The sequence below is a fragment of the Mesorhizobium sp. LMG 17147 genome, assembly GCF_024297145.1.
Lineage (GTDB): Bacteria > Pseudomonadota > Alphaproteobacteria > Rhizobiales > Rhizobiaceae > Mesorhizobium.
Genome location: NZ_JANCTC010000003.1, coordinates 58,465 through 83,291, shown reverse-complemented (window position 1 = coordinate 83,291; position 24,827 = coordinate 58,465). Strand labels below are relative to the sequence as shown.

Below are 24,827 nucleotides of genomic sequence, written 5' to 3'. Positions count from 1 at the left end.
CGCTGCCGTTACTGGCGGAAGGGGAAGTTGAAGGCCTTGAGCAATGCCCTGGCTTCGTCGTCCGTCTTCGCAGTCGTACAAACGATGACGTCCATGCCCCAGATCTGATCAACCTTGTCGTAGTTGATCTCCGGAAACACGATGTGTTCCTTGATGCCCATGGCATAGTTGCCACGGCCATCGAAGCTCTTCGGGTTGAGCCCGCGGAAGTCGCGGACGCGCGGCAGTGCGATGTTCACGAGGCGGTCGAGGAACTCGTACATGCGTTCCTTGCGCAGCGTGACCTTGGCGCCGATCGGCATCTTCTCGCGAACCTTGAAGCCGGCGATCGAGTTGCGGGCGCGGGTGACAACGGCCTTCTGGCCGGCGATCATTGCAAGGTCTTCGGCCGCGATCGAAGGCTTCTTCGAATCGCCGGTCGCCTCGCCGACGCCCATGTTCAACACGATCTTGTCGATGCGCGGAACCTGCATCTCGTTCTCGTAGCCGAACTGCTCCTGCAGCGCCTTGCGAATGGTCTCGTTGTAGACCTGCTTGAGGCGCGGCGTGTTCTGGGCAGTTGCCTGCTTGGTTTGAGCCTTAGCCATTGATGACTTCTCCCGAGCGCTTGGCGACGCGCACCTTCTTGCCGTCCTTCTGGAAGATGAAGCCGACGCGGGTCGGCTTGCCATCCTTGGGGTCGGCCAGCGCGATGTTCGACAGCTGGATCGGCGCTTCCTTGGTGATGATCCCGCCCTCTTGGGACTGGGACTGCTTCTGATGACGACGAATCAGGTTGACGCCGCGCACCAGCGCGGTGTCGTCCTTCGGCTGCACCGAAAGGACTTCGCCCGAACGGCCCTTGTCCTTGCCGGCCAGCACGACGACCTTGTCGCCTTTTCTAATCTTTTGCATTGGTCCGGCTCCTTACAGCACTTCAGGCGCGAGCGAGATGATCTTCATGTGGTTCTTGGCGCGGAGTTCGCGCGGAACCGGTCCGAAGATACGCGTGCCAATCGGCTCTTTCTTGTTGTCGACGAGAACGGCTGCGTTCTTGTCGAAACGGATCACGCTGCCGTCCGGGCGGCGGATGTCCTTGGCCGTGCGAACCACGACCGCCTTCATCACATCGCCCTTCTTGACGCGGCCGCGCGGGATGGCTTCCTTGATCGACACCACGATGATGTCGCCAACGGAAGCGTATTTCCGCTTCGAGCCGCCCAGCACCTTGATGCACATGACACGACGGGCGCCGGAATTATCCGCGACGTCGAGGTTTGTTTGCATCTGAATCATGACTGGCCGCCTTCTTCTTTTCTAACGGGACGGGTTTCTCACCCCTCCCCGGTCTGTCCAAAATTCGTTTCGTTTGCCCTGATCAGGCCTGGTCCGAAGACACCACGACCCAGCGCTTGTCCTTGGAAATCGGCTTCGATTCCTGGATGAACACCTGATCGCCGACCTTGTGGGCGTTGTTCTCGTCGTGCGCCTTGTACTTCTTGGTCATGCGCACGGTCTTCTTCATCACGGGATGCGTGAAGCGCCGTTCGACCTTGACGACAACCGTCTTCTCGTTCTTGTCGCTGACGACGGTGCCCTGCAGAATGCGCTTTGGCATGGTTTTCGTCCTTAAGCCTTCTTGGCCGCGGACTTTTCCGCAGCGATGGTCTTGATACGCGCAATGTCCTTGCGGACCTGCCTCACGCGCGCGGTCTTCTCAAGCTGGCCGGTGGCCTTCTGGAAGCGCAGGTTGAACTGCTCCTTCTTCAGGCTGGCCAGGTCGTCGGTCAGCTGGTCCTGGGTCTTGGTCCGGATGTCTTCGGCTTTCATGATCAGCCCGTCCTTATTCTGCGATGCGCTGTACGAAGCGCGTCCTGACCGAGAGCTTGGCCGCGCCGAGACGCAGCGCCTCACGGGCGGTTTCTTCGTTGACGCCGTCGATCTCGAACATGATGCGACCCGGCTTGACGCGTGCCGCCCAGTAGTCGACGGCGCCCTTGCCCTTACCCATACGGACTTCAGTCGGCTTCGACGTAACCGGCACGTCCGGGAAGATACGGATCCACACCCGGCCGGCGCGCTTCATCTCGCGGGTGATCGCGCGGCGGGCCGCCTCGATCTCGCGCGCGGTGACGCGGTTCGGCTCAAGCGCCTTCAGCCCGAAACCACCGAAATCCAGGTTGGTGCCGCCCTTGGCGGTACCGTGGATGCGGCCCTTGAACTGCTTGCGGAACTTTGTGCGCTTTGGCTGCAGCATCGTTCTAACTCCAAATTCCTGACTGTCTTACGCGTTTTCGCGACGGCGACCGCGTTCGCGCTCACCACCACCGCCATGCGCATGATCGCCCTCGGTGGCGCGGCGCTCCGAAGCCATCGGGTCGTGCTCAAGGATTTCGCCCTTGAACACCCATACCTTGACGCCACAGATGCCGTAGGCCGTATTCGCCTCGGCCGTGCCGTAGTCGACGTCGGCGCGCAACGTATGCAGCGGCACGCGGCCTTCGCGATACCATTCCATGCGCGCGATCTCGGCGCCGCCGAGACGGCCGGCGCAGTTGATGCGGATGCCTTCGGCACCGAGGCGCATCGCCGACTGGACGGCGCGCTTCATGGCGCGGCGGAACGCGATGCGGCGCTCGAGCTGCTGGGCGATCGACTGGGCGACCAGGGTCGCGTCGATCTCCGGCTTGCGCACTTCGACGATATTCAGATGCGTCTCGGACTTGGTCATCTCCATCAGCTTCTTGCGAAGCTTCTCGATGTCGGCGCCCTTCTTGCCGATGATCAGGCCCGGACGCGCCGCATGGATGGTGACGCGGCACTTCTTGTGCGGACGCTCGATCACGACCTTCGAGATCGCAGCCTGCTTGAGTTCCTTCTCAAGATATTTGCGGATCTTGATGTCCTCGTGCAGCAGCTTGCCGTACTCGCCGGTGTTCGCGAACCAGCGCGAATCCCAGGTGCGGTTGATGCCGAGACGCAGACCGATCGGATTGACTTTCTGGCCCATTATGCGGCCTCCCCTTTTTCTTCGACTTCACGAACGACGATCGTGAGGTGCGAGAACGGCTTCTCGATACGGCTGGCGCGACCACGGCCACGGGCATGGAACCGCTTCATGACAATCGACTTGCCGACATAGGCTTCCGCCACGATCAGCGCGTCGACGTCGAGGTCGTGGTTGTTTTCCGCGTTGGCGATCGCCGATTCCAGCGTCTTCTTGACCGTGCCGGAAATCCGCTTGGCCGAGAATTCGAGGTCGGAAAGCGCTGTCGCGACCTTCTTGCCGCGGATCAGCGCGGCAACCAGGTTCAGCTTCTGCGGGCTGATACGGATCGTGCGCAACACGGCGCGCGCTTCGTTGTCAGCAAGCCTGCGCGGAGCTTTGGCCTTGCCCATGATTATTTCCTCTTCGCCTTCTTATCCGCGCCGTGACCGTAATAGGTCCGGGTCGGAGCGAATTCACCGAACTTGTGACCGACCATGTCCTCGTTCACCGAAACGGGAACGTGTTTCTGGCCGTTGTAGACACCGAAGGTGAAGCCGACGAACTGCGGCAGGATGGTGGAGCGGCGGCTCCACATCTTGATCACCTCATTGCGACCACCTTCACGAACCTTGTCCACCTTCTTCAGAAGGTAGCCGTCGATGAAGGGGCCTTTCCAAATCGAACGAGTCACTTGGCGTTACCTCTTCTTAGCTCTTGCGCTGATGGCGCGAGCGCAGGATGAACTTGTCGGTCGCCTTGTTGGACCGCGTCTTCTTGCCCTTGGTCGGCTTGCCCCAGGGCGAAACCGGATGGCGGCCACCCGAGGTGCGGCCTTCGCCGCCGCCATGCGGATGGTCGACCGGGTTCATGGTCACGCCGCGATTGTGCGGACGTTTGCCACGCCACACGGTGCGGCCAGCCTTGCCGTCATTGATGTTACCGTGGTCCGGGTTGGACACGGCACCGACAGTGGCCATGCAGGAGCCGTGGACGACACGCTGCTCGCCCGAATTGAGGCGCAGGATCGCCATTCCCTGGTCGCGGCCGACGAGCTGGCCATAGCCACCGGCCGAACGGGCGACCTGAGCGCCCTTGCCGGGCTTCAGCTCGATATTATGGACGATCGTGCCGACCGGCATCGAGGCCAGCGGCATCGCGTTGCCCGGCTTCACGTCGACCGATTCACCGGCCACGATCTTGTCGCCGGGAGCCAGACGCTGCGGGGCGATGATGTAGGACAGCTCGCCATCGTCGTACTTGATCAGCGCGATGAAGGCGGTGCGGTTCGGATCGTACTCGATACGCTCAACCGTACCGACGACGTCGAACTTGCGGCGCTTGAAGTCGATGATGCGGTAGGTGCGCTTGTGACCACCGCCGATGAAGCGGGCCGTGATGCGGCCGTAATTGTTGCGGCCGCCCGACTTGGTCAGGCCTTCGGTCAGGCCCTTGACGGGCTTGCCCTTGTAGAGGCCCGAGCGGTCGACGATGACCAGCTGACGGGTGCTCGGCGTTACCGGGTTGAATTTTTTCAGTGCCATTGTTCTGTCCTCGCGACCTTGCTCAGAGACCCGTCGCGACGTCGATCGACTGGCCGTCGGCCAGCGTCACAACCGCCTTCTTGACGTCGCTCTGGCGGCCGATCGTGCCGCGGAAGCGCTTGATCTTGCCCTTGCGGACAAGCGTGTTCACGGCCATCACCTTGACGCCGAACAGCGCTTCGACGGCGGCCTTGATTTCCGGCTTCGACGCCTTCTTGGCGACATTGAAGACGACCTGGTTCTGCTCGGAAGCCATGGTCGACTTTTCGGTGATCGCCGGCGAGACGATCACGTCGTAGTGACGAAGGTCGGTCATTTGAAGCGCTCCTCGAGAGCCTCGACGGCGGCCTTGGAAAGGACCAGCGTGCCGCGGCGCAGAATGTCGTAGACGTTGATGCCCTGGATGGGCAGCACGTCGATGTTCGGGATGTTGGTCGCCGCCAGCTTGAAATTCTTGTCAAGCTCGGCGCCGCCGATCACCAGGGCGTTGCTCAGGCCCAGCGTCGCGAAATTCGCGATCAGTGCCTTGGTCTTGGCCTCGGTCAGCTTCAGCTCGTCGATGATGATGATCGACGCGCTTTTGGCCTTGGCCGAAAGCGCATGCTTGAGACCGAGCGCACGCACCTTCTTCGGCAGATCGTGCTCGTGGCTGCGCACGACCGGGCCGTGGGCCTTGCCGCCGCCGCGGAACTGCGGAGCGCGAGCCGAATGGTGACGGGCGCGGCCGGTACCCTTCTGCTTGTACATCTTGGCGCCGGTGCGGGCGATTTCCGCGCGGCCCTTGGCCTTGTGCGTGCCCTGCTGCTTCTTGGCGAGCTGCCAGCGCACGACGCGCTGCAGGATGTCCTCGCGCGGATCAAGGCCGAAAATCTCTTCGGAGAGCTTCAGCTTGCCGGCGTCCTTGCCGCCAAGCGTTGTAATCTTGAGGTCCATTATTCCGCTCCCTCTGTGGCCGGGGCCTCGTTCTTGGCGGCACCATCGGTTGCAACGGCGCGGATCGCGGCGGGCTTCGGCGCATTGGCCGGAAGCGCAACCTTGGCCGCATCGCGGACCAGGATCCATGCACCCTTCGAACCCGGGACCGCACCGCGGATCAGGATCAGGCCACGATCGGCGTCGGTCGAGACGACCTCGACATTCTGCGTGGTGACGCGGGTGTCACCCATGTGGCCGGCCATATGCTTGCCCTTGAACACCTTGCCCGGATCCTGGCGCTGGCCGGTCGAACCGTGTGTACGGTGCGACACCGAGTTGCCGTGCGTGGCGCGGCCGCCACCCATGTGGTGCCGCTTGATGACGCCCTGGAAACCCTTGCCGATCGTGGTTCCCGTCACATCGACCTTCTGGCCGACGACGAAATGCTCGACGGTGATCTCGGCGCCGACATCGATCATGTTGTCGGCGGAGACGCGGAACTCGGCAACCTTGGCCTTAGGCTCGACGGAAGCGGACGCGAAATGGCCGCGCATCGCCTTCGACGTGTTCTTCACCTTGGCAAGGCCAACGCCGAGCTGGACGGCGGTATAGCCGTTCTTCTCCTGCGTGCGCTGCGCCACGACCTGGCAGTTCTCCATCTGGAGAACAGTGACGGGAACATGTTCCCCGGCATCGTTGTAGATGCGGGTCATTCCCACCTTCTTTGCAATCACACCTGAACGCATCGGTTCAATTCCTTTAGAGTTCCCTGTCGGGGCTGTCGCCCCTCCACGCCTCTTGTTCCGTCAGAGTTCCGGGTCGCCCCGCTGACCTCTGGTTCCTTAGAGCTTGATCTCGACGTCGACACCGGCGGCCAGGTCGAGCTTCATCAAAGCATCGACCGTCTGCGGGGTCGGGTCGACGATGTCGAGCAGACGCTTGTGCGTGCGCATCTCGAACTGCTCGCGGCTCTTCTTGTCGACGTGAGGCGACCGGTTGACCGTGAACTTTTCGATCCGCGTCGGCAGCGGAATTGGGCCGCGGACGTTGGCGCCGGTGCGCTTGGCGGTCGACACGATTTCCCGTGTCGAGGCGTCGAGCACCCGGTGATCAAACGCCTTCAGGCGGATGCGGATATTCTGTCCGTTCATGCGTCACTTCCTTGTTCTGGCGCGGCGCGGGCAGCGCCCGCGACAGATCGGTTTAAGTCCAAATTACTCTTTGATGGTGACGACGATGCCGGCACCGACGGTGCGGCCGCCTTCACGGATGGCGAAGCGCAGCTTCTCTTCCATGGCGATCGGCACGATCAGCTCGACATCGACGGTGATGTTGTCGCCCGGCATCACCATCTCGGTGCCTTCCGGCAGCGACACGATGCCGGTCACGTCCGTCGTGCGGAAGTAGAACTGCGGACGGTAGTTGGTGAAGAACGGCGTATGGCGGCCGCCCTCGTCCTTGGTCAGGATGTAGGCTTCGGCAACGAACTTCTTGTGCGGCTTGACGGTGCCGGGCTTGGCCAGGACCTGGCCGCGCTCGACGCCTTCACGGTCGACACCGCGCAACAGCGCGCCGATGTTGTCGCCGGCCTGACCCTGGTCGAGCAGCTTGCGGAACATCTCGACGCCCGTGCAGGTCGTCTTGGTGGTCGGACGGATGCCGACGATCTCCAGCTCCTCGCCGACCTTGACGACGCCGCGCTCGACGCGGCCGGTCACCACCGTGCCACGGCCCGAGATCGAGAACACGTCCTCGATCGGCATCAGGAACGGCTTGTCGAGCGGGCGAACCGGCGTCGGAATGTAGGCATCGACCGCAGCCATCAGTTCGCGGATGGCGTCCTCGCCGATCTTCTTGTCAGAATCTTCAAGGGCGGCAAGCGCCGAACCCTTGACGATCGGAATGTCGTCGCCGGGAAACTCGTTCTTGGTCAAAAGCTCGCGCACCTCGAGCTCGACCAACTCGAGCAGCTCGGCGTCGTCGACCTGGTCGACCTTGTTCAAAAACACCACGATCGAGGGCACGCCGACCTGGCGGGCCAAAAGGATGTGCTCGCGGGTCTGCGGCATCGGGCCGTCGGCGGCCGACACCACCAGGATCGCGCCGTCCATCTGCGCGGCACCGGTGATCATGTTCTTCACATAGTCGGCGTGGCCGGGGCAGTCGACATGGGCATAGTGGCGGTTGGCGGTCTCGTATTCGACATGCGCCGTCGAAATGGTGATGCCGCGCGCCTTCTCTTCCGGCGCCGCATCGATCTGGTCATAGCGCTTGTATTCGCCAAAATACTTGGTGATCGCCGCCGTCAGCGACGTCTTGCCATGGTCGACGTGACCAATCGTGCCAATGTTCACATGAGGCTTAGTGCGCTCGAATTTACCTTTTGCCATGTGATCTCTCCATTCCTGCCAGCCCGTGCGGGCCTTGAATTAAGTTACTGGTGCAACTCGTTCGAGTTACGCGTATTTCTTCTGGACTTCCTGGGCGACCGCGGTCGGGACCGGCTCGTAATGGTCGAACTGCATCGTGTAGGCGGCGCGGCCCTGGCTCATCGAGCGAAGGTTGTCCACGTATTTGAACATGTTGGCGAGCGGCACCATCGCGTTGATGACCACCGCGACGCCGCGGGCTTCCTGGCCCTGGATCTGGCCACGACGGCCGTTCAGGTCGCCGATAACGCTGCCGACGTAATCTTCCGGCGTCACCACCTCGACCTTCATGATCGGCTCGAGCAACTGCACGCCAAGCTTGGGCGCTGCTTCCCGGAAGCAGGCGCGGCCGGCGATCTCGAAGGCCAGAACCGACGAGTCCACGTCGTGGTAGGCGCCATCGATCAGCGTCGCCTTGACGCCGATCATCGGGAAGCCGGCGAACGGGCCCGAGGTCATGACGCTGTTGATGCCCTTTTCGACACCGGGGATGTATTCCTTCGGCACAGCGCCGCCGACGATCTTGGTTTCGAACTCGAATTCGCTGCTTTCCGGATTCGGCTCGAACAGGATCTTGACGCGGGCGAACTGGCCGGTACCGCCGGTCTGCTTCTTGTGCGTGTAGTCCTGCTCATGCTTGCGGGTGATCGTCTCGCGGTAGGCCACCTGCGGCGCGCCGACATTGGCCTCGACCTTGAACTCGCGACGCATGCGGTCGACGATGATGTCGAGGTGAAGTTCGCCCATGCCGGAGATGATCGTCTGGCCGCTTTCCTCGTCGGTCTTGACGCGGAAGGACGGATCCTCGGCGGCCAGGCGGTGAAGGGCGAGACCCATCTTTTCCTGGTCGTTCTTGGTCTTCGGCTCGATGGCGATCTGGATGACCGGATCGGGGAATTCCATGCGCTCGAGGATGACCGGATGCAGCGGATCACTGAGCGTGTCACCGGTGGTGGTGTCCTTGAGACCAGCGAGGGCGACGATGTCGCCGGCAAACGCCTCTTCGACGTCGGCACGCGAATTCGCATGCATCTGCAACATGCGGCCGATGCGCTCTTTCTTGCCCTTTACGGTGTTGTCGACTGAGATGCCCTTGGTGAGCTTGCCCGAATAGATGCGGGCAAAGGTGAGCGAACCGACGAACGGGTCGTTCATGATCTTGAAGGCGAGCATCGATAGCGGCTCGTTGTCGTCGGCATGACGCTCGATCTCGGCGTCGGTCTTGGCGTCGACGCCCTTGATGGCAGGGACATCGGCCGGCGACGGCAGATATTCGACGACGGCGTCGAGCAGCGGCTGCACGCCCTTGTTCTTGAAGGCCGAGCCGCAGAACATCGGATAGAACTTCACCGCGATCGTGCCCTTGCGGATGAGCGCACGGATCTCGTCGTTGCTCGGCATCTTGCCTTCGAGGTAATTCTCGAGCGCCGTTTCGTCCATTTCGACGGCGGCCTCAATCATCTTCTCGCGGTATTCTTCGGCACGAGCCTTGAGGTCGGCAGGGATCTCGACGATGTCCCAGGCAGCGCCCAGCGTCTCGTCGCGCCAGACCAGCGCGTTCATCTCGACGAGATCGACGACACCCTTGAACTCGGTCTCGGCGCCGATCGGCAACTGCATGACGACGGCATGCGCACCGAGGCGCGAACCGATCATCTCGACCGAGCGGTAAAAGTCGGCGCCGATCTTGTCCATCTTGTTGCAGAAGATCATGCGCGGCACGCGATACTTGTCGGCCTGGCGCCAGACGGTCTCCGTCTGCGGCTCGACACCGGCATTGGCATCGAGCAGCGCGATGGCGCCGTCGAGTACGCGCAGCGAACGCTCGACCTCGATGGTGAAGTCGACGTGGCCCGGGGTGTCGATGATGTTGAAGCGATACATCTTGCCGTCGCGACCCTTCCAGAAGGTCGTGGTGGCGGCCGACGTGATGGTGATGCCGCGCTCCTGCTCCTGCTCCATCCAGTCCATAGTGGCAGCGCCGTCGTGGACTTCGCCGATCTTGTGCGACTTGCCCGTATAATAGAGGACGCGCTCGGTGGTCGTCGTCTTGCCGGCGTCGATATGCGCCATGATACCGAAATTGCGGTAGTCTTCGATTTTATATTCGCGGGCCATGGGAGGTGCCTCTTCAGTCTCGTTCGCGCTTTACCAGCGGTAGTGCGCGAAAGCGCGGTTGGCTTCTGCCATCTTGTGGGTGTCTTCACGCTTCTTGACGGCGGTGCCGCGGTTGTTTGCCGCGTCCATCAGCTCGCCGGAGAGGCGGTCGACCATGGTGGTCTCGTTGCGGTTGCGGGCGGCAGCGATCAGCCAGCGGATGGCCAATGCCTGCCGGCGCTCGGGGCGCACGTCGACCGGAACCTGGTAGGTGGCGCCGCCGACGCGGCGTGAACGCACTTCCACATGTGGCGCGACATTGTCGAGCGCCTGATGGAAGACGGTGACCGGCTCCTGCTTGGTCTTGGACTGGACCTGGTCGAGCGCGCCGTAGACGATGGTCTCGGCAACCGACTTCTTGCCATCATACATGACGGCATTCATGAACTTGGTGACGATCAGGTCGCCGAACTTCGGGTCCGGATTGATCTCACGCTTTTCTGCACTGTGACGACGGGACATTTTTTCTCTGCCTCAATTCTACGCGGTGGCCTGGATCCCGGATCGTCGCTTGACGCCGTCCGGAACGACCTTGGCTACGCTTCGGTCACTTCGGACGCTTGGCGCCGTATTTCGAACGGCGCTGCTTGCGGTTCTTCACGCCTTGCGTGTCGAGCACGCCGCGGATGATGTGGTAACGGACGCCCGGAAGATCTTTGACGCGGCCGCCGCGGATCATCACCACCGAGTGTTCCTGAAGGTTGTGGCCTTCGCCGGGGATGTAACCGATCACTTCAAAACCATTGGTCAGACGGATCTTGGCCACCTTGCGCAGCGCCGAGTTCGGCTTCTTCGGCGTCGTGGTGTAGACGCGCGTGCAGACGCCCCGCTTCTGCGGGTTCTGCTGCATGGCCGGGACCTTGTTGCGCTTCACCGGCGCAATGCGCGGCTTGCGGATCAGCTGGTTGACGGTAGGCATTAAACCCTCTTGTCTCTCAATTCCGTGTCTTGCCCGGTCAGGGCCGCTCAAAGCGTCATTTCCATACGCAAATTCGGGCCACAAACCGCGCCTCGCGGTCTTGCCCGAACAAATGGCAGAGGAAGCGGAAGCCGCTTCATGCACGCCGGAAATGTCTTTTCGCTCGTAAAACGAACCCTGTTTGAGGCAAACTCCAAAGCGTGTCGCTTCGGAAGCGAGAGCCTCACATCGGTTCTGACTGGGCGGCTTCTACTCGTGTGGCCACTGTCCGTCAACCCCGGAGCGGCAAATATTGCGCTAAACCCGAGGTTTGGCAGCCATGCGAGAAACGCATGTAATTTTCTTGCGCCGTTTTTCAAGGGGAAGGCAGAAAGTGACCGACTTGCGGCTGTTTCCACGCCGTGCTTCGTGCGAAAAGGCGGCATGAACAGCCCAAAACCCCTCGCCCGGAGGTACGAACCCGTGAATGACAATGAGGAGCGCCCGGTCACCATTATTACCGGTCGGGTGTGGAAGCGCAAAGGCGGCAAGCCGGAAGGCGTGCATGTGATGCTGGTCGCCCCGGACGACGATTCGGCGGTGCGCCGCGCTCTCGAATCACTTGCCGCGGAAGGTTACGCCGAGGCCGAGCTCGACCAAATCGGTGACCTGGACGGCGTGCCCGACGAGGAGCCGCATCTGTCCGCCTATCAGGGCGCGCTCGAAGGCGAAGTGTCGATCGTGACCTTCGATGTGCCGATCTGAAGAGATCTGAATCGCGGTCGATCTCACGGCCGGCGACAAAAGCCCGGCGACTTGCCCGACCCAAGTTCTCTGCTAAGAAGCGACCTCCGGTAAAACCAAGCACACTCAACCTGCGGAGCTCCCATGTCCTCTAATCCCATCAAGCTCGGCATCGTCGGCGTGGGAAAGATCGTCCGCGACCAGCACCTGCCGGCCTTGGCGAAGGACCAGGATTATCGCCTGGTCGCCGCAGCGAGCCGTCACGGCAAAGTCGAAGACATCCCGAATTTCCCGACGATCGAGGCGATGCTCGACGCGGTGCCGGAGCTCGAGGCGGTGTCGCTGTGCATGCCGCCGCAGTTCCGTTATGACGCCGCACGCACGGCGCTGGTGGCGAAAAAGCATGTCTTCCTGGAAAAGCCGCCGGGCGCGACCGTCAGCGAGGTCGAGGACCTGAAGGCGCTGGCGGCAGCGAACGGCGTCTGTCTGTTCGCCAGTTGGCATTCACGCTATGCGCCGGCTGTCGAGGCCGCTCGCGCTTTCCTCCGTTCAACCAAAATCAGATCGGCCGCTATCATCTGGAAGGAAGATGTCCGCCGCTGGCATCCGAATCAGGAATGGATCTGGGCACCGGGCGGCTTTGGCGTCTTCGATCCCGGCATCAACGCACTGTCGATCGCCACCCACATCCTGCCGCCAATGTTCATCAGTTCGGCAGAGCTCGATTTTCCGGAGAACCGTGCATCCCCGGTCGCAGCCCACGTCACCTTCCGCACCTCGGATGGATTGCCGGTGACGATGGAACTCGACTGGCTTCAGACCGGCCCGCAGAGCTGGGACATCCTGGCCGAGACGGACCGGGGTAAAATGGTGCTTTCCGGCGGCGGCTCGAAGCTCGCCGTCGACGGCCGCGTCGTTCACGAGGAGCCGGAAGCGGAATACCCGATGCTTTACAAGCGCTTTGCCGAGATCGTGCGCGCGGGTACCTCCGACGTCGATCTCGCGCCCCTTCAGCACGTCGCCGACGCCTTCATGCTGGGCAAGCGCAATGTGGTGCAAGCTTTTTTCGATTGATCAGCGGGCGTCGGCCGGATCGCATGTCCGGCCACGCACCGCGCAAGTTCAATTGACGATCGCTATGGCAAAGCCGTCATAGCCCTTGGCGCCAACAGTCTGGATCGCGGTGCCTTCCAGACGCTTGTCGCCGCCGATGAACGAGAACGCCGCGCGTGCCCCTTCGACATTGGCGTCACGACCATCTTCATTCACCACCGCGCCGTCACGGATGACATTGTCGCAGACGATGACGGTCCCCGGCCTCGAAAGACGCATGGCCCACGACAGATAGTGCGGGTTGTTCGGCTTGTCGGCGTCGATGAAGATGAAGTCGAACGGCCCGGCATTCTCGGCGGCTAACGCCGCAAGCGATTGAAGCGCCGGTCCGACCCGCAGTTCTACCCGGTCCGACACCCCTGCGCGTTCAAAGTTCGACCGCGCGACACTGGCGTGGTGCGGGTCAAGCTCGAGCGTCACGACCTTGCCGTCCACGGGCAACGCTCGCGCCATCCAGATTGTCGAGTAGCCGCCCAACGTGCCGATTTCGAGTACCTTCTTGGCTCCCTGCATTCGCGCAAGAAGTGACAGCAGCTTGCCTTGTGCCGGCGAAACATCGATCGCCGGCAGGCCGTGGTCATGGTTGGCCGCCAGAACGGCATCGAGGGCGGGATCCGCATCGAAAAGAGCCTCGACAATGTAGTCGTCGACAGAAGCCCAGGTCTTCATGCTCATCGTTTTCTTCTCCGATCCGATTAGAGAACCAAAATGCGAAAAGGGGCCACTTGGGCCCCTTTTCTATCTTCTCTTTCTTGCGCGCTTACTGCGCGGCGGAAGCCATGTCGGTCAGCATCGGCTCGGCGACCTCGACGCCGGACGCCTTGCGGCGCTCGTCGATGATCAGCTCGTCGCGCGAGGTGGCGATGCGCCGGATCTGGCTCATCGTGCCGCCGGTGCCGGCCGGGATCAGCCGGCCGACGATGACGTTTTCCTTCAGCCCCTGCAGCATGTCGGTCTTGCCGGCAACCGCAGCTTCGGTCAGCACCCTCGTCGTCTCCTGGAAGGAAGCGGCCGAGATGAAGGACGGCGTCTGCAGCGAGGCCTTGGTGATGCCGAGCAGCACCGGCTGGCCTTCGGCCGGCTTCTTGCCCTCCTCGACCAGGCGCTCGTTGACCTCTTCCAGTTCGATCACGTCGACGTGGTCGCCCGGAATGTAGGTCGAATCGCCCTGCGTGGTGATCTCGACCTTCTGCAGCATCTGGCGAACGATCACCTCGATGTGCTTGTCGTTGATCGAAACGCCCTGCAGGCGGTAGACCTCCTGGATCTCGTTGACGAGGTAGGAGGCAAGCGCCTCCACGCCCTTGATCGCCAGGATGTCGTGCGGCGCCGGATTGCCGTCGAGGATGTAGTCGCCCTTCTCGATGACGTCGCCGTCCTGGAGATGGAACGGCTTGCCCTTCGGGATCAGGTATTCGACCGGCTCAAGCGTCGAGTCATGCGGTTCGATGATGATACGGCGCTTGTTCTTGTAGTCGCGGCCGAAGCGGATCGTGCCATCGATCTCAGCGATGATGGCGTGATCCTTCGGACGGCGTGCCTCGAACAGTTCGGCAACACGCGGCAGACCGCCGGTGATGTCCTTGGTCTTGGCGCTTTCCATCGGAATACGCGCCAGCACGTCGCCGGGGCGAACCTGTGCGCCCGGCTCGACCGAAAGAATGGCCTCGACCGAGAGCAGGAAGCGGGCGTCGCCACCCTTCGACAGCTTGCCGACCTTACCCTTGGCATCCAGGACGGCGATCGCCGGCTTGAGGTCGTTGCCGCGTGGCGTCGAACGCCAGTCGATGACCTCGCGCTTGGTGATGCCGGTCGATTCGTCGGCGGTTTCCTGAACGGAAATGCCGTCGACCAGATCCTCGAACGCGACCTTGCCCTCGATTTCGGTGAGGACCGGGCGGGTATAAGGATCCCACTCGGCGATACGCTGGCCGCGCTTCACCTTGTCGCCATCGTCGACGAAGATGCGCGAACCGTAGGTGACGCGGTGCGTGGCGCGTTCCTTGCCGGCCTCGTCGAGGATCAACACCGCCATATTGCGGCCCATGACCATCAGCTGGCCGTCGGAGTTGCGCACCACGTTGCGGTTGCGGATCTCGACCTTGCCCTCGTACGAGGCTTCAAGGAACGAGGAATCCACCACCTGCGCCGTGCCGCCCATGTGGAAGGTACGCATGGTGAGCTGGGTGCCCGGCTCGCCGATCGACTGCGCCGCGATGACGCCGACAGCCTCGCCCTGGTTGACCGGAGTGCCGCGGGCCAGATCGCGTCCGTAGCAGACCGCGCAGACGCCGACCCTGACCTCGCAGGTCAGCGCCGAACGGATGCGGACCGACTGCACGCCGGCTTTTTCGATCAGTTCCACATCCCGCTCGTCCATCAGCGTTCCGGCCTTGACCAGAACCTCGCCGGTGACCGGGTGGGTGATGTCGTCGAGCGAGGTGCGGCCGAGAACGCGCTGGCCGACCGAAGCGACGACCTGACCGGCATCGACGATCGGCTGCATAGTGAGGCCCTTGTCGGTGCCGCAGTCGAGCGAGTTGACGATGCAGTCCTGCGCCACGTCGACGAGACGACGCGTCAGATAGCCCGAGTTCGCCGTCTTCAAGGCGGTGTCGGCCAGACCCTTGCGGGCGCCGTGGGTCGAGTTGAAGTACTCGAGCACGGTGAGGCCTTCCTTGAAGTTCGAGATGATCGGCGTCTCGATGATTTCACCGCTAGGCTTGGCCATCAGGCCGCGCATGCCGGCGAGCTGGCGCATCTGGGTGGGCGAGCCGCGCGCACCGGAGTGCGACATCATGTAGATCGAGTTCATCGGCTTCTGACGGCCGTTGTCCTCGAACTCGACAGCCTTGATGCGGGCCATCATTTCGTCGGCGACCTTTTCCGAGCACTTGGCCCAGGCGTCGACGACCTTGTTGTACTTCTCGCCCTGGGTGATCAGGCCGTCATTGTACTGCTGCTCGTACTCCTTGGCCAAAGCCTCGGTGTCGGACACCAGCTTGATCTTGGCGTCCGGAATCAGCATGTCGTCCTTGCCGAACGAAATGCCGGCACGGCAGGCATGGCTGAAGCCGAGAGCCATGATGCGATCGCAGAAAATGACCGTCTCCTTCTGACCGCAATGGCGGTAGACGGTGTCGATCATCTTGGAGATGTTCTTCTTGGTCATCTCCTGATTGGCGGTCTCGTACGGCACATTGTGGTTCTTCGGCAGAAGTTCGCCGATGATCATGCGGCCAGGCGTAGTGTCGTAGATCTTCGACACGACCTTGCCGTCGGGGTCGACCGTACGGAAGCGCCCCTTGATCTTGGCATGCAGCGTCACCGCCTTGGTCTCGAGCGCGTGCTGGAGCTCGCCCATGTCGGCAAACACCATGCCCTCGCCCGGCTCGTTCTGGTTGACGATCGAGAGATAGTAGAGACCGAGAACCATGTCCTGCGACGGCACGATGATCGGCGCACCGGAAGCCGGGTGCAGGATGTTGTTGGTCGACATCATCAGCACGCGGGCTTCGAGCTGCGCTTCCAGCGACAGCGGCACGTGGACCGCCATCTGGTCGCCGTCGAAGTCGGCGTTGAAGGCCGTGCAGACCAGCGGATGAAGCTGGATCGCCTTGCCTTCGATCAGGATCGGCTCGAACGCCTGGATGCCGAGGCGGTGCAGCGTCGGCGCGCGGTTCAACAGCACCGGATGCTCGCGGATGACCTCGTCGAGGATATCCCAGACCTCCGGACGCTCCTTCTCGACCAACTTCTTCGCTTGCTTGACGGTCGAGGAGTAACCCTTGGCGTCGAGACGGGCGTAGATGAAGGGCTTGAAAAGTTCGAGCGCCATCTTCTTCGGCAGGCCGCACTGGTGCAGCTTGAGCTCGGGACCGGTGACGATGACCGAGCGGCCGGAATAATCGACGCGCTTGCCGAGCAGGTTCTGGCGGAACCGGCCCTGCTTGCCCTTCAGCATGTCGGACAGCGACTTCAGCGGACGCTTGTTGGCGCCCGTGATGACGCGGCCGCGACGGCCGTTGTCGAACAGTGCATCGACGGCTTCCTGCAGCATGCGCTTTTCATTGCGCACGATGATGCCGGGCGCGCGCAGCTCGATCAGCCGCTTCAGGCGGTTGTTGCGGTTGATGACGCGGCGATAGAGATCGTTCAGATCCGACGTGGCGAAACGGCCGCCGTCCAGCGGGACAAGCGGACGCAGGTCCGGCGGGATCACCGGAACCACTTTCATGATCATCCATTCCGGACGGTTGCCTGACTCCATGAAGTTCTCGACGACCTTGAGCCGCTTCAGATACTTCTTCTGCTTGAGCTCGGAGGTGGTCGAAGCCAGTTCCGAGCGTAGATCGCCGGCGATCTTCTCGAGGTCCATGCCGGCCAGCAGGTCGTGGATCGCCTCGGCGCCAATCATGGCGGTGAACGAATCCTCGCCATACTCGTCGACGGCCATCATGTACTCTTCCTCGCTGAGCAGTTGGTGCTCCTTCAGCGCGGTCAGGCCGGGTTCGGTGACGATGTAGTTCTCGAAATAGAGGACGCGCTCGATGTCCTTCAGCGTCATGTCGAGCAGCGTGCCGATGCGCGACGGCAGCGACTTCAGGAACCAGATGTGGGCGACCGGTGCCGCCAGCTCGATATGGCCCATGCGCTCGCGGCGGACGCGCGACAGCGTGACTTCGACGCCGCACTTCTCGCAGATGACGCCCTTGTACTTCATGCGCTTGTACTTGCCGCACAGGCACTCATAGTCCTTGATCGGACCAAAAATGCGTGCGCAGAACAGGCCGTCACGCTCCGGCTTGAAGGTGCGGTAGTTGATGGTCTCCGGCTTCTTGATCTCGCCGAACGACCAGGACAGAATCTTCTCAGGGCTGGCAAGCGAGATCCGGATGGAATCGAACACCTGCGCGGGCGCCTGGGGATTGAAGAGATTCATGACCTCTTGGTTCATGCCGTTCTCCTTTTCGGGGTCCTCGAAAACCCCTTGCATCTAGCGCGGGCCAAACGCCCGCCGACTTGATCGGCCATCGGCCGAAGAAACTCTGTTGTTTGAGCATGATCTTGGCCGAAAACCGGTAACCACTTTTCGGGATCATGCTCGGCGTCCGGTCGCGGGAAGACCGCGACCGGACGTCTTGCTTATTCGGCCGCGTCGGGCAGCCGGATCGGGTTTTCGTCGAGTTTGGTGTTCTCCAGCTCGACATTGAGGCCGAGAGACCGCATTTCCTTGACGAGAACGTTGAAGCTCTCGGGGATGCCGGCCTCGAAGGTGTCGTCGCCTCTGACGATCGCCTCGTAGACTTTGGTGCGGCCGGCGACGTCGTCCGACTTCACCGTCAGCATCTCCTGCAGCGTGTAGGCGGCGCCGTATGCTTCCAGCGCCCAGACCTCCATCTCGCCGAAGCGCTGGCCACCGAACTGCGCCTTGCCGCCCAGCGGCTGCTGGGTAACGAGCGAGTACGGCCCGATCGAACGCGCGTGGATCTTGTCGTCCACAAGGTGGTGAAGCTTGAGCATATATATATAGCCCATCGTCACTTTGCGATCGAACGGCTCGCCGGTGCGTCCGTCATAGAGCTGCGACTGACCGCTGGTGTGCAGGCCCGCCTGCTCCAGCATGATGTTGATGTCGGCCTCGTGCGCGCCGTCGAACACCGGTGTCGCGATGGAGACGCCGCGGCGCATCTGCTCGCTGAGGCGAATGATGCTCTCGTCGTCATATTCGCGGATCGGCTCGTTGCGGTCGTTGGCCGGCATGAAGCTCTCGAGCGTCTTGCGCAGCGGCTTGATGTCGCCCGCCGTCTTGTACGCGTCGATCAGATCGCCGATCTTCTTGCCCATTCCGGCGCAAGCCCAGCCCAGATGCGTTTCCAGGATCTGGCCGACATTCATGCGCGACGGCACACCCAGCGGGTTGAGCACGATATCGGCATGCGTGCCGTCCTCGAGGAAAGGCATGTCCTCGACCGGAACGATCCGCGACACGACACCCTTGTTGCCGTGCCGGCCGGCCATCTTGTCGCCGGGCTGCATCTTGCGCTTCACGGCCACGAAGACCTTGACCATCTTCATGACGCCCGGAGGCATTTCGTCGCCGCGCTGCACCTTCTCGACCTTGTCCATGAAGCGCTGCTCGAGCGCCTTCTTGGAATCGTCGTACTGGCCACGCAGGGCTTCCAGCTCGCTCTGGAGCTTTTCGTTCTCCACGGCAAACTGCCACCATTGCGAACGCGGGTACTCGTCCAGCGTGTCCTTCGACAGCTTCGAGCCCTTCTTGAAGCCCTTCGGCCCGGCAATCGCTTCCTTGCCGACAAGAACGTCGGAAAGGCGCGAATAGACGTTGCGGTCGAGGATCGCCTGCTCGTCGTCGCGGTCCTTGGCGAGGCGTTCGATCTCCTCGCGCTCGATCGCCATGGCGCGCTCGTCCTTCTCGACGCCGTGGCGGTTGAAGACACGCACTTCGACGACGGTGCCGAAGGTTCCCGGAGGCATGCGCATCGAGGTGTCGCGCACGTCCGAGGCCTTTTCACCGAAGATGGCGCGCAGCAGCTTTTCTTCCGGCGTCATCGGGCTTTCGCCCTTCGGCGTGATCTTGCCGACCAGGATGTCGCCCGGCTGCACTTCCGCACCGATGTAGACGATGCCGGCCTCATCGAGGTTCTTCAGCGCTTCTTCCGAGACGTTCGGGATATCGCGCGTGATCTCCTCCGGCCCGAGCTTGGTGTCGCGGGCCATGACTTCGAACTCCTCGATGTGGATCGAGGTGAAGACGTCGTCGGCGACGATGCGCTCGGACAGAAGGATGGAATCCTCGTAGTTGTAGCCGTTCCACGGCATGAACGCGACCAGCACGTTGCGGCCGAGGGCCAGATCGCCGAGCTCGGTCGACGGGCCGTCGGCAATGATGTCGCCCTTGTTGACCCGGTCGCCCATGCGCACCAGCGGACGCTGGTTGATGCAGGTATTCTGGTTCGAACGCTGGAACTTCATCAGCCGGTAGATATCGACGCCGGACTTGCCGGGATCGAGATCTTCCGTGGCGCGGATGACGATACGCGTCGCGTCCACCTGGTCGACGATGCCGCCGCGGCGGGCGCCGATGGCGGCGCCCGAGTCACGGGCGACGATCGGCTCCATGCCGGTGCCGACGAACGGCGCTTCGGCGCGCACCAGCGGCACGGCCTGACGCTGCATGTTAGAGCCCATCAGCGCACGGTTGGCGTCGTCGTTCTCGAGGAACGGGATCAGGGCCGCGGCCACCGACACCATCTGCTTCGGCGATACGTCCATCAGATCGACGTTTTCGCGCGGCGCCATCATCACTTCGCCGGCGTTGCGGCAAATGACGAATTCGTCGACGAAATGACCATTCTTGTCGAGCTCGGCATTGGCCTGCGCGACGTGGTGCTTGGCCTCTTCCATAGCCGACAGGTAAACGACCTCATTGGTCAGCTTGCCATTGACGATCTTGCGGTACGGGCTCTCGATGAAGCCGTATTTGTTGACCCGCGCGAAGGTCGCCAGCGAGTTGATCAGGCCGATATTCGGGCCTTCCGGCGTCTCGATCGGGCAGATGCGACCGTAATGCGTCGGATGCACGTCGCGCACTTCGAAACCGGCACGCTCGCGGGTCAGACCGCCCGGTCCAAGCGCCGAAAGACGGCGCTTGTGGGTGATCTCCGACAGCGGGTTGGTCTGATCCATGAACTGCGACAGCTGCGAGGAACCGAAGAACTCGCGCACGGCGGCAGCCGCCGGCTTGGCGTTGATCAGGTCCTGCGGCATCACCGTGTCGATCTCGATCGAGGACATGCGTTCCTTGATCGCGCGCTCCATACGCAGCAGCCCGACGCGGTACTGATTCTCCATCAGCTCGCCGACCGAGCGCACGCGGCGATTGCCGAGATTGTCGATGTCGTCGATCTCGCCCTTGCCGTCGCGCAGTTCGACCAGCGTCTTGACCACGGCCAGGATGTCCTCTTTGCGCAGCACGCGCACGGTGTCCTCGGCCTTGAGCTCAAGGCGCATGTTCATCTTGACGCGGCCGACGGCCGACAAGTCGTAGCGCTCGCTGTCGAAGAACAGCGAGTTGAACATGGCTTCGGCGGTCTCGAGCGTCGGCGGCTCGCCCGGGCGCATGACACGATAGATGTCGAACAGTGCGTCCTGGCGGCTCTCGTTCTTGTCGACGTTGAGCGTGTTGCGGATGTAGGCGCCGACGTTGACATGGTCGATGTCGAGAACCTTGATCTCGTCCTCGCCGGTGCCGAGCAGCACTTTCAGCGTCTTTTCGTCGATCTCGTCGCCGGCTTCGAGGAATATCTCACCGGTCGCATAGTTGACGATATCCTCGGCGAGATAGTTGCCGAGCAGATCCTCGTCGGTCGCCTTGATCGCCTTGAGACCCTTTTCGCCAAGCGCCCTGGCCTGGCGAGCCGTGATCTTCTTGCCGGCCTCGACGACGACCTCGCCGGTGTCGGCGTCGACGAGGTCACCAACGGCCTTGAGGCCGCGGAAACGCTCGACGTTGAACGGGATACGCCAATGGTCGCCGGCGCGCTTGTAGGTGATCTTGTTGTAGAAGGTCGACAGGATCTCTTCGCCGTCCATGCCGAGCGCCATCAGCAGCGACGTGACCGGAATCTTGCGGCGGCGGTCGATACGGGCGTGCACGACGTCCTTGCTATCGAACTCGATGTCGAGCCATGAGCCGCGATAGGGAATGACGCGCGCGGCAAACAGAAGCTTGCCGGACGAGTGCGACTTGCCCTTGTCATGATCGAAGAAGACGCCCGGCGAACGGTGCATCTGCGAGACGATGACGCGCTCGGTGCCGTTGACGATGAAGGTGCCGTTCAAGGTCATGAGCGGCATGTCGCCCATGTAAACGTCCTGCTCCTTGATGTCCTTGATCGACTTCGCGCCGGTATCCTCGTCGATATCGAACACGATGAGGCGCAGCGTCACCTTGAGCGGCGCCGCGTAGGTCAGGTCGCGCTGACGGCATTCGTCAACGTCGAATTTCGGTCCCTCGAACTCGTACTTCACGAATTCCAGCATCGAGGAGCCGGAAAAATCGGAAATCGGGAAGACCGACTTGAAAACTGCCTGCAGCCCCTCGTCAGGACGCCCGCCCTTGGGCTCCTCCACCATCAGGAACTGGTCATAGGATGCCTTCTGAACCTCGATCAGGTTCGGCATCTCCGCAACTTCCGGGATCTTTCCGAAAAACTTGCGTACGCGTCTGCGGCCATTGAAAGTCTGGGTCTGGGCCATCGTCGCTCCTTAGCTCAATTCTCGGGACGAGCCTCGCCGCGGCTCGCCTTGCATCTCGGGCCACCTTGGCGGCCCTGTCTTGTTGCCCGCCGCCTGTCGGCGGCTTCTTGTCTTTTCACCCACCACCAATTGGCGGTGGGCCAGAAACGGGAGAAAACCCGTTTCCTGAAGGCCGGTTTGCGGCCCTCAGGAAAGAGGTTTTCGCACTCTTCGCGCTATGAGCCTCCCCTAGACGTGATGGGAGTGGCGGACGGCGCGACGCCGTCCGCCGGTACTCAACGCTTACTTCAGTTCAACCTTGGCGCCGGCTGCTTCCAGCTGGGCCTTGAACTTGTCCGCGTCGGCCTTGGAAACGCCTTCCTTGACCGGCTTCGGAGCCGCCTCGACCAGGTCCTTGGCTTCCTTGAGGCCAAGACCGGTGATGGCGCGAACTTCCTTGATGACGTTGATCTTCTGAGCGCCTGCCTCGGTGAGGACGACGTCGAATTCCGTCTTTTCCTCGACAGGAGCAGCAGCGGCCGCAGCGCCGCCGGCAGCGGCAACCGCCACCGGAGCAGCGGCGGAAACGCCCCACTTTTCTTCAAGAAGCTTCGACAGCTCGGCCGCCTCGAGGACGGTCAGCTTCGAAAGGTCGTCTACGATCTTTGCCAGATCAGCCATTGCAATGTTCCTTCATAAGGTTCGAACGTGTGTTTGTGATAGCGAGGAACGGCCTCATGCCGCCTCGTCCTTCCGGGCGTAAGCGCCGATGACGCGCGCGACCGAGGCCGCAGGCGCATTGACGATCTGGGCGATCCGGGTTGCCGGCGTGGCGATCATGCCAACCAGCCTGGCGCGCAGCTCATCGAGCGACGGAAGTGTGGCGAGTGCCTTCACACCGTCGGCGTTGAGCGAGGTGGTGCCCATTGCGCCACCGAGAATGACGAGCTTGTCATTTCCCTTGGCGAAATCGGACGCGACCTTCGGCGCCGCAATCGGATCCTCCGAATAGGCGATCAGCGTCTGTCCCTTGAACAGCTCGATGATCGATGCGGAGTCCGTGCCCTGAAGAGCGATTTTGGCGAGACGGTTCTTCGCGACTTTGACGGTGCCACCGGCGGCGCGCATTTTCGACCGAAGGTCGTTCATTTGCGCGACGGTGATACCGGCGTAGTGGGCCACGACGACTGAACCAGCGCTTGAAAACGCATCATTCAGGCCCGTGACGAGTTCGCGTTTTTCCGCTCTGTCCACTGCCTATCTCCAGTTGACCCCTGCCCTCTACGAAGGACAGGCGTCGGGTTGCCTTTTGCCGGCCGGGCCATCCAGTAACGGATCTCCCGAACGACGCTCGAGGATCCTGCCCCCTTTCGCCACACCTGCCGGCAAGCCGGACGGTGCGCAGACAAAAGGCAAACACGGTTCGAACCTTTCATTGGAGCTTTCGCTCCGTTGTCCGGTCTTCACCCGTCTCATGCAGGCCCACATGAATTAAGGCCCACATCACCTAAGGCTTGGGGGCCGCCTGCAATCTCGGACAGGATGTCCGGAAGCCTTTCGACTTCCGGTACCGGGCCGCCGACAGGTCGGAGGCCCGGAATTCTTTCACGGATCAGCGTTTTAGCGGCCGATCCAATTGTTCGTATCAGGACGCTGCGAGCGTCGAGACATCGAGCTTGAGGCCCGGGCCCATCGTCGAGGTGACCGACACCTTCTTGACGTAGTTACCCTTGGCCCCAGCCGGCTTTGCCCTGGTCACCGCGTCTGCGAAGGCGCGGACGTTTTCTTCCAGCGCCTTGACGTCGAACGACACCTTGCCCACGCCGGCATGAACGATGCCGGCCTTCTCGACGCGGAACTCGACGGCGCCGCCCTTCGATGCCTTGACAGCGGCGGCAACGTCAGTGGTGACGGTGCCGACCTTCGGGTTCGGCATCATGCCGCGCGGACCGAGCACCTTGCCGAGACGGCCGACCAGCGGCATCATGTCCGGCGTGGCGATGCAGCGGTCAAAGTCGATCGTGCCCTTCTGGACGATGTCGACCAGGTCCTCGGCTCCGACGATGTCGGCGCCGGCGGCCTTGGCCTCTTCGGCCTTGTCGCCGCGCGCGAACACGGCGACGCGAACGCTGCGGCCGGTGCCGTTCGGCAGGTTGACCACGCCGCGGACCATCTGGTCGGCATGGCGGGGATCGACCCCGAGGTTCATCGCGACTTCGACGGTCTCATCGAACTTCACCGAGGAGCGATCCTTGAGCAGCTTCAGCGCCTCACCCAAAGCGTAAGCCTTGTTGGGGTCGATGCCTTCGCGGGTCTTCGATACACGCTTTGCAATCTTTGCCATGATCTCAGCCCACCACTTCCAGACCCATCGAGCGGGCGGAGCCCTCGACCATGCGCATGGCCGCCTCGACGTCGTTTGCGTTCAGATCCTTCATCTTCTGCTCGGCGATGGCGCGCACCTTGTCGCGGCCGATGGTACCGGCCTTGAGCTTGCCCGGCTCCTTGGAACCCGACTTCAGGTTGGCGGCCTTCTTCAGGAAATAGCTCACTGGCGGCGTCTTCATGACAAAGGTGAACGACTTGTCCTGGTAGTAGGTGATGACGACCGGAACCGGCGAACCCTTTTCCATTTCCTGGGTCTGCGCGTTGAACGCCTTGCAGAACTCCATGATGTTGATGCCACGCTGACCAAGCGCCGGGCCGATCGGGGGCGACGGCGTGGCCGATCCCGCGGAAACCTGGAGCTTGAGTTGGCCTGCAATTTTCTTAGCCATCTCTCTTCCTGCCTTTTCTCATGC

At 62.2% G+C, this 24,827-nt stretch carries 27 protein-coding genes; 2 read left to right on the top strand and 25 right to left on the bottom strand.

The window, feature by feature from the left end; all coding sequences use genetic code 11:
• Positions 1-8: 8 nt before the first annotated feature.
• From rplE to rpsL, 18 genes are all read right to left on the bottom strand, one after another.
• On the bottom strand, positions 9-587 hold the full coding sequence (rplE, locus tag NMG46_RS07980) for a 50S ribosomal protein L5 (RefSeq protein WP_008875670.1): 579 nt from the start codon (positions 585-587) through the stop codon (positions 9-11).
• Entirely contained in the window at positions 580-894 is a 315-nt protein-coding gene (gene rplX / locus NMG46_RS07975) for a 50S ribosomal protein L24 (RefSeq protein ID WP_254817150.1), read from the bottom strand. The genes rplE and rplX overlap by 8 nt, the downstream gene beginning before the upstream one ends.
• Positions 895-906: 12 nt before the next feature.
• Positions 907-1,275 (bottom strand): 50S ribosomal protein L14, encoded by a 369-nt coding sequence (gene rplN / locus NMG46_RS07970; protein ID WP_006205457.1) that lies wholly within the window; start codon positions 1,273-1,275, stop codon positions 907-909.
• Positions 1,276-1,357: 82 nt separating this feature from the next.
• Positions 1,358-1,597 (bottom strand): 30S ribosomal protein S17, encoded by a 240-nt coding sequence (rpsQ, locus tag NMG46_RS07965; RefSeq protein WP_023675136.1) that lies wholly within the window; start codon positions 1,595-1,597, stop codon positions 1,358-1,360.
• Between the two features lie 11 nt (positions 1,598-1,608).
• Positions 1,609-1,809 carry a 50S ribosomal protein L29 gene (gene rpmC / locus NMG46_RS07960; protein WP_006205459.1) on the bottom strand — a complete coding sequence of 67 codons (201 nt, stop codon included), beginning with the start codon at positions 1,807-1,809 and terminating at the stop codon, positions 1,609-1,611.
• A 13-nt stretch (positions 1,810-1,822) separates the two neighbouring features.
• Positions 1,823-2,236 carry a 50S ribosomal protein L16 gene (gene rplP, locus NMG46_RS07955; protein WP_006205460.1) on the bottom strand — a complete coding sequence of 138 codons (414 nt, stop codon included), beginning with the start codon at positions 2,234-2,236 and terminating at the stop codon, positions 1,823-1,825.
• 27 nt (positions 2,237-2,263) lie between these two features.
• The gene (rpsC, locus tag NMG46_RS07950) at positions 2,264-2,989 is read right to left on the bottom strand and encodes a 30S ribosomal protein S3 (protein ID WP_023675137.1); all 726 of its coding nucleotides are present in this window, start codon (positions 2,987-2,989) and stop codon (positions 2,264-2,266) included.
• Complete coding sequence (gene rplV / locus NMG46_RS07945) at positions 2,989-3,378, bottom strand: 50S ribosomal protein L22 (RefSeq protein ID WP_006205462.1); 390 nt, start codon at positions 3,376-3,378, stop codon at positions 2,989-2,991. The genes rpsC and rplV overlap by 1 nt, the downstream gene beginning before the upstream one ends.
• 2 nt (positions 3,379-3,380) lie before the next feature.
• Positions 3,381-3,659, bottom strand: a complete 279-nt coding sequence (gene rpsS / locus NMG46_RS07940; protein WP_006205463.1) for a 30S ribosomal protein S19 — start codon at positions 3,657-3,659, stop codon at positions 3,381-3,383.
• A 16-nt stretch (positions 3,660-3,675) separates the two neighbouring features.
• Positions 3,676-4,509: a 50S ribosomal protein L2 gene (gene rplB / locus NMG46_RS07935; protein ID WP_023675138.1), complete on the bottom strand. Its 834-nt coding sequence runs from the start codon at positions 4,507-4,509 to the stop codon at positions 3,676-3,678.
• A gap of 22 nt (positions 4,510-4,531) precedes the next feature.
• A complete protein-coding gene (locus NMG46_RS07930; protein ID WP_006205465.1) occupies positions 4,532-4,825 on the bottom strand; it encodes a 50S ribosomal protein L23 in 294 nt (97 codons plus the stop codon).
• Entirely contained in the window at positions 4,822-5,442 is a 621-nt protein-coding gene (rplD, locus tag NMG46_RS07925; RefSeq protein WP_023675140.1) for a 50S ribosomal protein L4, read from the bottom strand. Before rplD ends, NMG46_RS07930 begins: the two co-directional genes overlap by 4 nt.
• On the bottom strand, positions 5,442-6,170 hold the full coding sequence (rplC, locus tag NMG46_RS07920; protein ID WP_254817149.1) for a 50S ribosomal protein L3: 729 nt from the start codon (positions 6,168-6,170) through the stop codon (positions 5,442-5,444). The genes rplD and rplC overlap by 1 nt, the downstream gene beginning before the upstream one ends.
• Before the next feature lie 96 nt (positions 6,171-6,266).
• On the bottom strand, positions 6,267-6,575 hold the full coding sequence (gene rpsJ / locus NMG46_RS07915; protein ID WP_006205468.1) for a 30S ribosomal protein S10: 309 nt from the start codon (positions 6,573-6,575) through the stop codon (positions 6,267-6,269).
• A gap of 63 nt (positions 6,576-6,638) precedes the next feature.
• Positions 6,639-7,814, bottom strand: a complete 1,176-nt coding sequence (tuf, locus tag NMG46_RS07910) for an elongation factor Tu (RefSeq protein ID WP_254817137.1) — start codon at positions 7,812-7,814, stop codon at positions 6,639-6,641.
• Positions 7,815-7,880: 66 nt separating this feature from the next.
• Complete coding sequence (gene fusA / locus NMG46_RS07905; RefSeq protein ID WP_254817148.1) at positions 7,881-9,971, bottom strand: elongation factor G; 2,091 nt, start codon at positions 9,969-9,971, stop codon at positions 7,881-7,883.
• A 30-nt stretch (positions 9,972-10,001) separates the two neighbouring features.
• Entirely contained in the window at positions 10,002-10,472 is a 471-nt protein-coding gene (rpsG, locus tag NMG46_RS07900; protein ID WP_008875664.1) for a 30S ribosomal protein S7, read from the bottom strand.
• 85 nt (positions 10,473-10,557) lie between these two features.
• On the bottom strand, positions 10,558-10,929 hold the full coding sequence (gene rpsL / locus NMG46_RS07895; RefSeq protein ID WP_006333356.1) for a 30S ribosomal protein S12: 372 nt from the start codon (positions 10,927-10,929) through the stop codon (positions 10,558-10,560).
• Between the two features lie 462 nt (positions 10,930-11,391).
• Between rpsL and NMG46_RS07890 the strand changes: the two genes are divergently transcribed.
• Both NMG46_RS07890 and NMG46_RS07885 read left to right on the top strand, forming a co-directional pair.
• On the top strand, positions 11,392-11,673 hold the full coding sequence (locus NMG46_RS07890; protein WP_254817147.1) for a transcriptional regulator: 282 nt from the start codon (positions 11,392-11,394) through the stop codon (positions 11,671-11,673).
• Between the two features lie 123 nt (positions 11,674-11,796).
• Positions 11,797-12,726: a Gfo/Idh/MocA family protein gene (locus NMG46_RS07885; RefSeq protein ID WP_254817146.1), complete on the top strand. Its 930-nt coding sequence runs from the start codon at positions 11,797-11,799 to the stop codon at positions 12,724-12,726.
• A 48-nt stretch (positions 12,727-12,774) separates the two neighbouring features.
• Here NMG46_RS07885 and NMG46_RS07880 read toward each other — a convergent pair whose 3' ends face one another.
• From NMG46_RS07880 to rplK, 7 genes are all read right to left on the bottom strand, one after another.
• Positions 12,775-13,440, bottom strand: a complete 666-nt coding sequence (locus NMG46_RS07880; RefSeq protein WP_254817145.1) for an O-methyltransferase — start codon at positions 13,438-13,440, stop codon at positions 12,775-12,777.
• Positions 13,441-13,525: 85 nt separating this feature from the next.
• Positions 13,526-17,722, bottom strand: coding sequence for a DNA-directed RNA polymerase subunit beta' (gene rpoC / locus NMG46_RS07875; protein WP_254817144.1), 4,197 nt, complete (start codon positions 17,720-17,722; stop codon positions 13,526-13,528).
• A gap of 188 nt (positions 17,723-17,910) precedes the next feature.
• Positions 17,911-22,047: a DNA-directed RNA polymerase subunit beta gene (rpoB, locus tag NMG46_RS07870; RefSeq protein WP_254817143.1), complete on the bottom strand. Its 4,137-nt coding sequence runs from the start codon at positions 22,045-22,047 to the stop codon at positions 17,911-17,913.
• A 282-nt stretch (positions 22,048-22,329) separates the two neighbouring features.
• Positions 22,330-22,707 carry a 50S ribosomal protein L7/L12 gene (gene rplL / locus NMG46_RS07865; RefSeq protein WP_140752948.1) on the bottom strand — a complete coding sequence of 126 codons (378 nt, stop codon included), beginning with the start codon at positions 22,705-22,707 and terminating at the stop codon, positions 22,330-22,332.
• A 54-nt stretch (positions 22,708-22,761) separates the two neighbouring features.
• On the bottom strand, positions 22,762-23,280 hold the full coding sequence (gene rplJ, locus NMG46_RS07860; protein ID WP_008875657.1) for a 50S ribosomal protein L10: 519 nt from the start codon (positions 23,278-23,280) through the stop codon (positions 22,762-22,764).
• Between the two features lie 391 nt (positions 23,281-23,671).
• Positions 23,672-24,370 (bottom strand): 50S ribosomal protein L1, encoded by a 699-nt coding sequence (gene rplA / locus NMG46_RS07855; protein ID WP_254817142.1) that lies wholly within the window; start codon positions 24,368-24,370, stop codon positions 23,672-23,674.
• A 4-nt stretch (positions 24,371-24,374) separates the two neighbouring features.
• Complete coding sequence (rplK, locus tag NMG46_RS07850; RefSeq protein WP_254817141.1) at positions 24,375-24,803, bottom strand: 50S ribosomal protein L11; 429 nt, start codon at positions 24,801-24,803, stop codon at positions 24,375-24,377.
• Between the last annotated feature and the right edge of the window lie 24 nt (positions 24,804-24,827).

Coding starts and splice junctions, on each gene's coding strand:
- rpmC (WP_006205459.1), bottom strand. CDS start 1,809: ATGAAAGCCGAAGACATCCGGACCAAGACCCAGGACCAGCTGACCGAC.
- NMG46_RS07930 (WP_006205465.1), bottom strand. CDS start 4,825: ATGACCGACCTTCGTCACTACGACGTGATCGTCTCGCCGGCGATCACC.
- rplB (WP_023675138.1), bottom strand. CDS start 4,509: ATGGCACTGAAAAAATTCAACCCGGTAACGCCGAGCACCCGTCAGCTG.
- NMG46_RS07880 (WP_254817145.1), bottom strand. CDS start 13,440: ATGAGCATGAAGACCTGGGCTTCTGTCGACGACTACATTGTCGAGGCT.
- rpsG (WP_008875664.1), bottom strand. CDS start 10,472: ATGTCCCGTCGTCACAGTGCAGAAAAGCGTGAGATCAATCCGGACCCG.
- rplP (WP_006205460.1), bottom strand. CDS start 2,236: ATGCTGCAGCCAAAGCGCACAAAGTTCCGCAAGCAGTTCAAGGGCCGC.
- rpoC (WP_254817144.1), bottom strand. CDS start 17,722: ATGAACCAAGAGGTCATGAATCTCTTCAATCCCCAGGCGCCCGCGCAG.
- tuf (WP_254817137.1), bottom strand. CDS start 7,814: ATGGCAAAAGGTAAATTCGAGCGCACTAAGCCTCATGTGAACATTGGC.
- rpoB (WP_254817143.1), bottom strand. CDS start 22,047: ATGGCCCAGACCCAGACTTTCAATGGCCGCAGACGCGTACGCAAGTTT.
- rplK (WP_254817141.1), bottom strand. CDS start 24,803: ATGGCTAAGAAAATTGCAGGCCAACTCAAGCTCCAGGTTTCCGCGGGA.
- rplC (WP_254817149.1), bottom strand. CDS start 6,170: ATGCGTTCAGGTGTGATTGCAAAGAAGGTGGGAATGACCCGCATCTAC.
- rplA (WP_254817142.1), bottom strand. CDS start 24,370: ATGGCAAAGATTGCAAAGCGTGTATCGAAGACCCGCGAAGGCATCGAC.
- rplV (WP_006205462.1), bottom strand. CDS start 3,378: ATGGGCAAGGCCAAAGCTCCGCGCAGGCTTGCTGACAACGAAGCGCGC.
- rpsJ (WP_006205468.1), bottom strand. CDS start 6,575: ATGAACGGACAGAATATCCGCATCCGCCTGAAGGCGTTTGATCACCGG.
- rplD (WP_023675140.1), bottom strand. CDS start 5,442: ATGGACCTCAAGATTACAACGCTTGGCGGCAAGGACGCCGGCAAGCTG.
- rplN (WP_006205457.1), bottom strand. CDS start 1,275: ATGATTCAGATGCAAACAAACCTCGACGTCGCGGATAATTCCGGCGCC.
- rplX (WP_254817150.1), bottom strand. CDS start 894: ATGCAAAAGATTAGAAAAGGCGACAAGGTCGTCGTGCTGGCCGGCAAG.
- rpsQ (WP_023675136.1), bottom strand. CDS start 1,597: ATGCCAAAGCGCATTCTGCAGGGCACCGTCGTCAGCGACAAGAACGAG.
- rpsL (WP_006333356.1), bottom strand. CDS start 10,929: ATGCCTACCGTCAACCAGCTGATCCGCAAGCCGCGCATTGCGCCGGTG.
- NMG46_RS07885 (WP_254817146.1), top strand. CDS start 11,797: ATGTCCTCTAATCCCATCAAGCTCGGCATCGTCGGCGTGGGAAAGATC.
- rplE (WP_008875670.1), bottom strand. CDS start 587: ATGGCTAAGGCTCAAACCAAGCAGGCAACTGCCCAGAACACGCCGCGC.
- rpsC (WP_023675137.1), bottom strand. CDS start 2,989: ATGGGCCAGAAAGTCAATCCGATCGGTCTGCGTCTCGGCATCAACCGC.
- fusA (WP_254817148.1), bottom strand. CDS start 9,971: ATGGCCCGCGAATATAAAATCGAAGACTACCGCAATTTCGGTATCATG.
- rplL (WP_140752948.1), bottom strand. CDS start 22,707: ATGGCTGATCTGGCAAAGATCGTAGACGACCTTTCGAAGCTGACCGTC.